The 9,890-nt window shown below is 71.4% G+C and carries 10 protein-coding genes; 5 read left to right on the forward strand and 5 right to left on the reverse strand.

Annotated elements, in window-relative coordinates; translation table 11 throughout:
- The first annotated feature begins 209 nt into the window (after window positions 1-209).
- On the forward strand, window positions 210-476 hold the full coding sequence (locus ACFY1E_RS20585; protein ID WP_389077860.1) for an Atu4866 domain-containing protein: 267 nt from the start codon (window positions 210-212) through the stop codon (window positions 474-476).
- Window positions 473-1,207, forward strand: coding sequence for an SDR family oxidoreductase (locus ACFY1E_RS20590; protein WP_389077862.1), 735 nt, complete (start codon window positions 473-475; stop codon window positions 1,205-1,207). The genes ACFY1E_RS20585 and ACFY1E_RS20590 overlap by 4 nt, the downstream gene beginning before the upstream one ends.
- Window positions 1,208-1,290: 83 nt before the next feature.
- On the opposite strand, the gene ACFY1E_RS20595 is transcribed toward ACFY1E_RS20590, so the two are convergent.
- The 4 genes from ACFY1E_RS20595 to ACFY1E_RS20610 are packed head-to-tail and all read right to left on the reverse strand — an operon-like array spanning window position 1,291 to window position 5,348.
- On the reverse strand, window positions 1,291-2,616 hold the full coding sequence (locus ACFY1E_RS20595; protein ID WP_389077864.1) for an LLM class flavin-dependent oxidoreductase: 1,326 nt from the start codon (window positions 2,614-2,616) through the stop codon (window positions 1,291-1,293).
- Window positions 2,613-3,677 carry an aliphatic sulfonate ABC transporter substrate-binding protein gene (locus ACFY1E_RS20600; RefSeq protein ID WP_389077867.1) on the reverse strand — a complete coding sequence of 355 codons (1,065 nt, stop codon included), beginning with the start codon at window positions 3,675-3,677 and terminating at the stop codon, window positions 2,613-2,615. The genes ACFY1E_RS20595 and ACFY1E_RS20600 overlap by 4 nt, the downstream gene beginning before the upstream one ends.
- Window positions 3,678-3,723: 46 nt before the next feature.
- The gene (locus tag ACFY1E_RS20605; protein WP_389077869.1) at window positions 3,724-4,455 is read right to left on the reverse strand and encodes an ABC transporter ATP-binding protein; all 732 of its coding nucleotides are present in this window, start codon (window positions 4,453-4,455) and stop codon (window positions 3,724-3,726) included.
- Window positions 4,452-5,348, reverse strand: coding sequence for an ABC transporter permease (locus tag ACFY1E_RS20610; protein ID WP_389077871.1), 897 nt, complete (start codon window positions 5,346-5,348; stop codon window positions 4,452-4,454). The genes ACFY1E_RS20605 and ACFY1E_RS20610 overlap by 4 nt, the downstream gene beginning before the upstream one ends.
- Window positions 5,349-5,908: 560 nt before the next feature.
- Here ACFY1E_RS20610 and ACFY1E_RS20615 point away from each other — a divergent pair.
- Entirely contained in the window at window positions 5,909-6,043 is a 135-nt protein-coding gene (locus ACFY1E_RS20615; RefSeq protein ID WP_389077874.1) for a hypothetical protein, read from the forward strand.
- A 98-nt stretch (window positions 6,044-6,141) separates the two neighbouring features.
- Here ACFY1E_RS20615 and ACFY1E_RS20620 read toward each other — a convergent pair whose 3' ends face one another.
- Window positions 6,142-7,383 (reverse strand): vanadium-dependent haloperoxidase, encoded by a 1,242-nt coding sequence (locus ACFY1E_RS20620; RefSeq protein WP_389077875.1) that lies wholly within the window; start codon window positions 7,381-7,383, stop codon window positions 6,142-6,144.
- Between the two features lie 520 nt (window positions 7,384-7,903).
- On the opposite strand from ACFY1E_RS20620, the gene ACFY1E_RS20625 reads away from it, so the two are divergent.
- Entirely contained in the window at window positions 7,904-8,827 is a 924-nt protein-coding gene (locus ACFY1E_RS20625) for an LLM class F420-dependent oxidoreductase (protein ID WP_389077878.1), read from the forward strand.
- Between the two features lie 77 nt (window positions 8,828-8,904).
- The gene (locus ACFY1E_RS20630) at window positions 8,905-9,729 is read left to right on the forward strand and encodes a DUF1684 domain-containing protein (protein ID WP_389077880.1); all 825 of its coding nucleotides are present in this window, start codon (window positions 8,905-8,907) and stop codon (window positions 9,727-9,729) included.
- Window positions 9,730-9,890 lie beyond the last annotated feature (161 nt).

Below are 9,890 nucleotides of genomic sequence, written 5' to 3' on the forward strand. Positions count from 1 at the left end.
GGGGGGGGGGGGGGGGGGCGGCCCCCCCCCCCCCCGCCCCCGCCCCCCCCCCCCCCCCAACCCCCCCCCCCCCCCCGCCGGGGGGGGGGGGGGGGGGGGGGGGGGGGGGGCGCCCCCCCCCCCAAACCCACGTCCTGGTCGGCGGCCTTCCACCTGTCCAGACTCGGTCGGGCAGACAGATCCGCACCCATGGACGAGGGGAGTTCGTCATGACAGGAAACACGGAGGACGGCCATGCCGACGTGGTCGGCATGTGGGTCACCGCGGACGGTCACATCCGCCAGGAACTGCGGGCGGACGGCCGGTACGAAGAGGCCCGCGGACACCGGATCAGGGCGTACACGGGCCGCTACACGGTGACCGGCAGCCACATCGACTACGTCGACGACTCCGGGTTCACCGCGACGGGCGACATCCGTGACGGTGTGCTCTTCCACGAGCACCTGGTGCTCCACCGAGAGGAAATGCAGGCATGACAGAGGCAGCCAAGGTCGTGGTCGTCACCGGAGCGAGCAGCGGGATCGGAGAGGCCACCGCCCGCCGGCTGGCCGCCGATGGCCACAGCTTGTTCCTCGGGGCACGACGCGCCGATCGTCTGGATGCGCTGACCGAGGAGATCACCACCGCGGGCGGTACCGCGGCGTTCCGGCGGCTGGATGTCACGGACGCCGCCGACGTCCGGGCCTTCATGTCCGCCGCCCGCGAGCGCTACGGCCGAGTGGACGTGGTGGTCAACAGCGCCGGGGTGATGCCGCTCTCACCGATGGAAGCGCTCAAGACCGACGAGTGGGACCGGATGATCGACGTGAACGTCCGGGGAGTCCTGCACGGCATCGCCGCCGCCCTGCCCGCGATGCGCGCACAGGGTGGCGGGCACTTCGTGAACATCGCCTCCGTCGGCGCATACGAGGTCTCTCCCACCGCCGCCGTCTACTGCGCGACGAAGTTCGCCGTACGCGCGGTCTCCGAAGGACTGCGCCAGGAGTCCACCGGGAACATCAGGGTCACTCTCGTCTCCCCGGGCGTGACCGAGTCCGAACTCGCCGACGGCATCTCCGACCCCGCCGCCAGGGAGGCCATGAAGACCTACCGCGCCGTGGCGCTGCCCGCCTCCGCCATCGCAGAAGCCATTGCCTACGCCCTTTCCCAGCCTCCGCAGGTCGACGTCAACGAGATCGTCGTACGTCCCGCCGCAAGCGCCCAGTGATCCGCGGCAGCGGCGGCCGACTCCCGCCGCTGCGGCTCGTGACAGCGGCGGGAGTCGTGAGCGGGTCGCCCGTGGAGGGCCGGTCAGGCGTGGAACTGGTTCGCCGGGACCGGCAGCCCGTAGTGCTCGCGCAGGGTCGTGCCCTCGTACTCCTCGCGGAACAGGCCCTTGCCGCGCAGAATCGGCAGGACGTGCTCGGCGAAGGCCGCGAGGCCCGACGGAAGGGCGGGGGCCATGATGTTGAACCCGTCCGCCGCGCCGCCCTCGAACCAGGCGATGATCGTGTCCGCGATCTGCTCGGGCGTGCCGATGAACTCGAAGTGGCCGCGTCCGCCACCGAGCCGGGAGATGATCTGCCGGACCGTCAGCTGTTCGCGCACCGCGAGGTCGATGATCAGGTCGGAACGGCTCTGTGAGCCCTCCAGCTTCGGCCTCGCGAGGATGAAGTCGGGCAGTGGCTCGTCGAGTCGGAAGACCGACGGCTCGGTCTCGAACACGGCGGCCAGCTGGCGCAGCCCGTACTCCGGGACCCGCAGCTCGTCGAACTGCCGGGCCAGCGCCCGGGCTTCCGCCTCGGTCGACCCGATGTACGGGACGATGCCCGGCAGGACGATCACACCGTCCGGGTCGCGGCCCGCGGCCCGGGTGCGGGCCTTGATGTCGGCGTAGAAGGCGGCCGCCCGCTCGTACGTCGTGTGCGCGGTGAAGATGGCCTCGGCGTGACGCGCCGCGAAGTCCTTGCCGTCCTCGGAGGAGCCGGCCTGGACGAGCAGCGGGTACCCCTGCGGCGGGCGCTCCACGTTGAGAGGGCCCGCCACCTTGAAGTACCTGCCCTGGTGATCGAGCCGGTGCAGCCGCTCGGGGTCGGCGTAGCGTCCCGTGCTGCGGTCCGCGACGACGGCCTCCGACTCCCAGCTGTCCCACAGGGCTTTGGCGACCTTCAGGAACTCGTCGGCGCGGGCGTAGCGTTCGGCGTGGTCGGGGCGGTTGTCGAGGCCGAAGTTGGCGGCCTCGTCCGCGCCTGCCGAGGTGACGATGTTCCAGCCGGCGCGGCCGCCGCTGACGTGGTCCACGGAGGCGAGCCGGCGGGCCAGGTTGTAGGGCTCGTTGTAGGTCGACGACACGGTCGCGATGAGGCCGATCCTGCTGGTCGCCTGGGACAGCGCGGTCAGCAGGGTCAGCGGTTCGAGCTGGCCCGGCGGGCGGAACTCGCCGGTGCCGATGAGCGCGGGGCCGTCCGCGAGGAACAGCGAGTCGAACTTGGCGCTCTCGGCCAGCTGCGCCAGCTCGATCCAGTGCCGCAGGTCGAAGTCAGCCCGCGGGTTGCTTTGCGGCAGCCGCCATGCTGCCTCGTGGTGGCCCGCCTCCATCAGAAAGGCGTTGAGGTGGAGCCGACGTCTCGCGCTCATGAGGTGACCTTCAGCTTGGAGCTGTCGTAGCCGGCCGGGAGGAGGTTGTCGACGATCGACTTGACGTCGACCTTCTTGGTGATCTGCCCCGCGTCGAGAAAGGCGTCGGCCAGCTTCTGCTCCAGTGCGGTGTCCGCCGGCACCACCGGAGTCACCCGGTTCGAGTAGGCGGCCAGGGACGCCTTGGCGTCGGCGAGCGGGATGCCCTGCTCCTGCGAGAGCGCCTTCGCGTACTGGTCGGGGTTCTTCACGGCCCAGGCGAACTCCCGCGAAAGCCTCTTCAGGACGTCCGTGAGCGCCGCGCGCTTGGTCCTGTCTTTCAGCGACGTGTCGCTGGCGACGTAGTAGCTGCTGGTCTGGTCGATCGGCGGGAGGCCCTTCACCAGGATCCGGGCGCCGTTCTTGACCGCGATGGCCGACTGCGGGTTCCAGATCGACCAGGCGTCCACCTTGCCGGTGTTGAAGGCGGTCGCGGCGGCCGCCGGGTCGAGGAAGACCAGCTTGGCGTCCTTGGGGGTGAGGCCGACGCTCTTCAGCGCGTTCAGGGCCAGGCCGTGGGCCGAGCTGCCCTGCGGGACGGCGATCCTCTTGCCCTTGAGGTCGGCGGCCGTCTTCAGCGTCGAGCCCTTCGGCACGATGATGTTCTCCCCCGCCTGGTCGGGCCTGAGCGACCGGTTGACGGCGACCACCTTGAAGCCGTACTCCTTCGCGGCCCCGGTGATCGGCGGTACGTCGCCGACGCTGCCCAGGTCGATGTCGCCCGACGCCGCCGCCTGCACCAGCGGCGGGCCGTAGGTGAAGCGGGCGAACTTCACCTTGTACGGGGCGTTGTCGAACACCCCGGTCAGCTTCGCCAGGGCCTCGCTGCCGTCACCGCCGTTGTCGCCGACGGTGAAGGTGTACTTGCTCCACTCGGGGTGCTTGGCCTCGCTCGCGTCGACGGCGTTCTTCAGCGGCGCGGCGGTGTCCGACGACGAGCTGCAGCCGACGAGGGTGCCCGCCAGGGCGAGCGCGCCGAGGGCGCCGACGACTGGGCTGGTTCTCTTGCGAATTGCACGCATGGGATGTCGTGTGCTTTCTGTGCTGGGTGAGGGTGTCGGGGGTGGTTCAGTGCTGGCCTGCGAGGCCGAGGTCTTCCAGGAGCCGGGCGCGCAGTTCCTCGCGGGCGATGCTCGCTTCGCGGTCCGCGGCAGAGAGCCGCACCTCGTGCGAGGTGCCGATGCGGCCGTTGCTCATGACGACGATGCGGTCCGCCAGGGCGATCGCCTCGTCGACGTCGTGGGTGACGAGCAGCATGGCGGCGTGGTGCTTGGTGCGCAGGGCCCGTACGAGGTCGTGCATGCGCAGCCGGGTGATGGCGTCGAGCGCCGCGAACGGCTCGTCGAGCAGCACGAGTTCGGGCTCCGAGACCAGGGCCCGCGCGAGCGACACCCGCTGGGCCTCGCCGCCGGAGAGCTCCTTGGGCCAGGCCTTCTCCCGGCCCGCGAGGCCGACCTCGGCGAGCACCTCGCGGGCGCGTTGTTCCGCGTCGGGTCCGTGCAGGCCGAGCGTGACGTTGCGCAGGACACGCTGCCAGGGCAGCAGCCGGTCGGCCTGGAAGACGATCGCTCGCCGCGCCGGGACCTCCACCCGGCCCGCGTCGGGCCGGTCGAGTCCGGCGAGCAGCCGCAGCAGGGTGCTCTTGCCGCAGCCCGAGGGGCCGAGCAGAATCACCAACTCCTCGTCGCCGACGGTGAGATCGAGGTGGTCGAGCACCACCCGGTCACCGAACTGACGGACCACCTGCTCGACGACGACCCCGGTCTGCCGACGCGGCTCGGTCGCGACTGTGCTGCTCATGACGCCTCATAACTGGGTCGCCACCGCAGCAGCACCCGCTCGAGAGCCCGGACGAACTGATCGGCGAGCAGACCGAGGAGCGAGTAGATCACCAGCCCCACGAAGACCTGGTTGGTCTGCAGATACGTCTGCCCCTGGGTGATGAGGAAGCCAAGTCCCTTGTCCGCGTTGACGGTTTCGGCGGCGACGAGGCCGAGGACGCTGTACGCGAGGGAGAACCGCAGGCCCACCAGGAACCCCGGCAGCGCTCCGGGCACCAGCACGCGGGTCACCAGCCGCCAGGTGCCCGCTCCCGTCGTGCGCGCCATCTCGATCAGCCGCTGGTCGACGCCCCGGATCGCGGCGAACAGGTTGAGATACATCGGGACACCGGCTCCGAAGGAGATCAGCAGCACCTTGGTGAGCTCGTCGATGCCGAACCACACGATCATCAGCGGCAGCACCGCGAGGAGGGGGATCGTGTTGAGCACCTGCACCACGCCGTTGAACAGGAACTCACCGCTGCGCAGCAGCCCGCCGAGCACGCCGGTGACGATGCCCACCGTGAGACCGATCGCGAGTCCGATGCCGGCCCGCTGCAGCGATATGGCCAAGTCCGGTCCGAGGACGCCCTGTTGCCACAGATCGACGGCGGCCTTCACGATCGAGGTCGGCGCCGGAGCATAGGTCTTCGCCAGCACTCCGGCACGGGCGAGGACCTCCCAGGCGACGAGGATCACGACCGGGGTCGTGTAGATGCCCAGTGGCCAGCGCAGCCGCTCGCGCAGTGCGGTGAGCGGCGTCCGGCGGCGGGCGTCCCGCGGCAGGAACACCTCTCGTTGCCGCGCCCTGGTCGTCTCGGCGGCCGGGACCGGCTTGGCGAGAGCCGCGGCCGGGATACGGACCTCGGTCATGGCGCCACCACCGGCACGTCTTCGGTGACCGCACGCATGCGGTCGGTGAGCTTACGGATGGACACAGGCATGAGGAGGCCCTTCTCGGAGGAAGCGGGCGCACCGCTGGGTGCTGAGGGGTGAAGAGCGGGAGTGAACGACCGGTTCGAGGCGGCCGAACGAGGACTTGGCAGTCGGTGCGGCCGCGACGCAGGGGCAGCCGGCGACTACGGGACGGCACACTGCGCCCGCAGACACTTCTCCCTCAGCCGGGAAGGACAGACATGAGGTGAGGCCGGAGAAGAGTCGCTCAGGACGCGGATACGAGGACCCCGCAGGACGGCATCACCGGATGCCGCCGGGGACCACTTACCGGGTCAGCGACAACAAAACGCGCTGGAGACGTGCGCCAGATCGATGTGGCGCCGCCGGGTCAGGTCCACGCGCGGGTTCATGGAACGGGAGTTCAGCAGAGGACCACCAGGTTGGTCAATGACTTCTCGGGCAGGTCTTGCATTGCGGACACCGAGAACTTCCCCGCCTCTTCGGGACGCGACCCTCCCCCGGATCAGGAGCCCGCCATGTCCACTCCCCTGCCGTCCGCCCTCCGCGAGATCCGCCTGCTCGGCATCGCCGGCCGCATCCAGCTCCTGGTCGAGGAGCCGCAACGCCACTGCACGAACACCGAGCCGGCCTCGACCGGCCGGCGGCCCTGACGCCGAGACCGGCCGCCTGACCGGGCTGCGCGCCCGCCTGACGCGCCGGACGGGGACAGAGCTGAGCCCACCACCGTACGAGGCCGGGCGGCCGGTGGTCAGCGCGGCGCGAGGAGCCGGCCCGCGTGCTGCAGGACGTATCGGGCCACGTTCGTGCCGAGCGTGATCCCTGCCTCGTCGGCCGACCGGGTGTGGATGCCGGAGAAGACCCGGGCGTCGACGTTCTCGTCCGAGAGCTGCTTCCAGGCGGTGTACGTCCGGGTGACTCCCGGCGCGGTGGGGCTGGTCAGATCGAACGGGGCGGTGCGCGGCCCGACGAGCGCCGACAGTACGGTCCCCGCGGCGCCCGCGTAGGTGTTGTGGCCGCTGGGGTAGTCCGGATGCGCGGGGGTGGTGTGCAGCGGCGTCCAGTTGGGGTCGGGGTCGATGGTGCCGGTACGGATCGCCGTGACGGGACGCCAGCGCTCGTAGGCGTACTTGCTGTCGGAAGTCGCGATCTGCGTGTCCACCAGTGCCACATGGAAGAGCGCGACGAGCCGTGCCTGTCCGGCGATTCCCCCGCTCGTGCGGGAGAGCGCCACACGCAGCGGCTGGGTGTAGAGGGTGAGGGAGGAGCCGAGCCAGAAGGTGGCCGTCTCGGTCTGGTGGGCGCTGCGCGCAGTGCTGTTGGCGGCGCCGTAGGTGCGCACTTCGGCCAGGTCGGCGGCGTAGCGCCGGGAGTCGAGGGCGGGAGGCGGGCCGAGCCGGAACTGGCTCTGCGTGCTGAGCACGAACGGTTCGGCGAGGCGGTTGCCGTACTGGGCCGCCGGTGCGTGGTCGGGTGGTGTCGGCTGCCAGATGCCGGCTGCCGCGGGCTTCACGGTGTAGGGCGCGTTGACCGACGCGGGATCGAGACCGTCGCCCTGCCTCGACCGGAGGACGAGGTCGGCCTGGTGTTCTCCTGCCGCGACGCCCCGCTGCTCGGCCGGGCCGTCGGGAATCGCGTCGAGGGTCTCCTTGAATGTCGCATCGAGCTGCTGCGTACGGCTCGGGGCGAGCGTGACCAGCGCACGGTGGACGGCACCGGCGAGCGCCGCCTCCTGGTAGGCACCGCGTTCGACACCCGCGGGAACACTGCGGGTGGCTCGGGCGGCCGCGAGCCAACTGATGGCCCAGGTACGGCTGTTGGTGATCTGGGTAGGCGCCCCGGCCGCCGCGACGGTGTCGGCGGTGGCGTCGTACCAGGCGAGCGCCGTGGACGTACGGCCGGCCGCCGAGGCCTGCGGGACCACGACGGACGCGGTCAGCAGCGCCGCCGCGCCCAGGACGACGAGGACGGACCGGGATCTGGTCGAACTCACGCGTTCTCCTTCGGTTCGGGTGAGACGAGAGGGATGAGCGAGGTGCGGGATGCGCACAGAAATGCCCCGTGAGCGGTCACGCAGGACAGGACGGGCGGAGGCGGCGTCAGAGGCGTCGACAAGCGGAGGCGTCGAGACACGCCAGGTCCGCAGACAGCCTGCGATACAGCGCCGAGGGGGTCACCCCACCATGTCTAGCAGGCAGTTGAGGGATGGACCGTTGCAGCGGCATGAAATCCCGTCAGGCGACGCCCCCCTCGAACCCTGCGGGGTGCTGGAGCTGCTGCGCCGCAACGGAAGGGGGCATCCAGCTGACCTTCGTGCGGTACGCAGGAACGCGGGCTCTACCGCACCGACTACACCGGCAGCACGCTCCGCGACCACCTCGGCCTGCGTGAACCCCTCATCCACCGGTCCGCGCCGGACCGGCGGCAGGCCGGCTGACCACCACACACGACTGACACGAAGCTGTCACACAGGGAGCGGAATGCGGGTTCGCCAGGCATCGGTTCTGACTGACATGACTGTGGGAGTAGCACTCAACGCATCCGACGCACAGAACCAGGTCGACGCCACCGTGCAGCTGGCCCGGGAGGCCGCGGCCGCCGGGCTGCGGTCGGCCTGGTTCGGGCAGACCTTCGGCGCGGACTCGCCCCAGCTCGCGGCGATCGTCGGACGCGAGGTGCCCGGACTGCAGGTGGGAACCTCCGCGATCCCCGTCTTCGGCCGCCACCCGCTGCTGGTCTCCAGCCAGGCCCAGACCGCCCAGGCCGCGACACACGGCCGCTACCACCTCGGTCTGGCCCTGGGCACGAAGTTGCTGACGGAGAGCGGCTTCGGCCTTCCCTTCGAACGCCCCATCGCCCGCCTGCGTGAATTCCTCACCGCTCTACGGCAGTTGACGGAAACCGGCACGGCCGACTTCCACGGCGAACTGCTCACCGCCACCACCCCGGTCCCGGCGCGCGTCCCGGGCGCCGAGAACGGCGTCCCCCTGCTGGTCGCCGCGATGGGGCCGCAGGCACTGCGGGTCAGCGGTGAGCTGGCGGACGGGATCCTGCCGTATCTGGCGGGACCGCGCGCCCTGGCGGACCACATCGTTCCCGCCCTGACCGCGGCGGCCGAGGCCGCCGGTCGTCCCGCGCCCCGGGTCGTGGCCCTGGTGCCCGGCGTGGTCACGGACGACGTCGACGCGGTGCGGGCGAAGGCCACCGAGAACCTCGCGTTCTACGAACAGATCCCTTCCTACGCCCGCGTCATCGAACTCTCCGGCGGCCGACGGGCCGCCGACCTGGCCGTGATCGGAGACGAGAAGGTGGTCGAGGCCGAGGTGCGGCGCTACCGGGACGCCGGCGCCACCGAGGTCGTGTTCTCGGGCACCGAGATCGCGGGAGAAGCGGACCGCCGGCGCACCTGGACCCTGCTCGGCGAACTCGCCGGCTGAGCAAGCCCCCGCCCCCCAGCCACCTCCACCCCCGTACCCCTGCGCGAGGCCGAGCCTCGCGGCACGAAGGAGACCGTATGACCACCGAGGCCACCGCAACGGACCTCCAGGCCTTCACCGAGACCTGGCTGGACTGGTACCGCGCCCAGGAGACCCGGCTCGCCGACCCGCACGGCTTCCTGGCGATCACCGGTCAGCACTGGCTCGACGACCGGCCGCAGCGCTTTCCCGACGCACCCGGTGCCTGGCACACCGGCCCCGACGGGGTCGTCGTAGTCCTGGACGAAGGCGAGGAACTGGTCGTCGACGGAACCCCAGTGCACGGTGAACACCGCTTCGGCGTGCTTCCCGAGCGCAGCGACGTGCACGCGGTCTGGGGAGACGCCGTCATCGAGGTCGCCAAGCGGGGCGGCAACGACATCGTCCGCCCCCGGCACCCGGACGCGCCGCTGCGCACCGCCTTCACCGGGACTCCCGCCTACGCGCCCGACCCGCGCTGGGCCGTGACCGGTCGGTACGTCCCCTTCGACGAACCGCGGCCGACCACCGTGGGCGCCGCGGTCGAGGGCCTTGAGCACGTCTACGACGCTCCGGGCAGGGTCGAGTTCGAACTGGACGGACAGCAGCTGTCCCTGACCGCGTTCCCGGGACGCGGTGCGGGCAGTCTGTTCCTGCTGTTCACCGACGCGACCTCCGGGGTCACCACCTACGCCGCCAACCGGTCCCTGGCGCTCGATCCGCCCGCCGCCGACGGCACGGTCGTCCTGGACTTCAACCGCGCCGCGAACCTGCCCTGCGCCTACACGGACATGGCCACCTGCCCGCTGCCCCCGGCCGAGAACCGGCTGCCGGTGGCCATCGAGGCGGGCCACAAGATCCCCGTCGAGCGCGGCGGCTCCTGAACACCGCTGCCGCCCGCAGCTCCTGCGCCGGTCTGCGGGAGTCATGGGCGGGGGGGGGCCCGGGGGGGGCCCGGGGGCGGCCGCCGGGGGCGGGGGCGCGGCCGACCCCCCGGGCGGACAACCCCCCGCCGGGGCCGCCGCCCGGCCCCGGGGGCCCCGCG

This window comes from Streptomyces sp. NPDC001604, from assembly GCF_042893475.1.
Classification (GTDB): domain Bacteria; phylum Actinomycetota; class Actinomycetes; order Streptomycetales; family Streptomycetaceae; genus Streptomyces.

What these genes read in the sequence shown, in the direction of transcription:
- ACFY1E_RS20610 (WP_389077871.1), bottom strand. Translation starts at nt 5,348, where the DNA reads ATGACCGAGGTCCGTATCCCGGCCGCGGCTCTCGCCAAGCCGGTCCCG.
- ACFY1E_RS20590 (WP_389077862.1), top strand. Translation starts at nt 473, where the DNA reads ATGACAGAGGCAGCCAAGGTCGTGGTCGTCACCGGAGCGAGCAGCGGG.
- ACFY1E_RS20625 (WP_389077878.1), top strand. Translation starts at nt 7,904, where the DNA reads ATGACTGTGGGAGTAGCACTCAACGCATCCGACGCACAGAACCAGGTC.
- ACFY1E_RS20605 (WP_389077869.1), bottom strand. Translation starts at nt 4,455, where the DNA reads ATGAGCAGCACAGTCGCGACCGAGCCGCGTCGGCAGACCGGGGTCGTC.
- ACFY1E_RS20595 (WP_389077864.1), bottom strand. Translation starts at nt 2,616, where the DNA reads ATGAGCGCGAGACGTCGGCTCCACCTCAACGCCTTTCTGATGGAGGCG.
- ACFY1E_RS20600 (WP_389077867.1), bottom strand. Translation starts at nt 3,677, where the DNA reads ATGCGTGCAATTCGCAAGAGAACCAGCCCAGTCGTCGGCGCCCTCGGC.
- ACFY1E_RS20630 (WP_389077880.1), top strand. Translation starts at nt 8,905, where the DNA reads ATGACCACCGAGGCCACCGCAACGGACCTCCAGGCCTTCACCGAGACC.
- ACFY1E_RS20585 (WP_389077860.1), top strand. Translation starts at nt 210, where the DNA reads ATGACAGGAAACACGGAGGACGGCCATGCCGACGTGGTCGGCATGTGG.
- ACFY1E_RS20615 (WP_389077874.1), top strand. Translation starts at nt 5,909, where the DNA reads ATGTCCACTCCCCTGCCGTCCGCCCTCCGCGAGATCCGCCTGCTCGGC.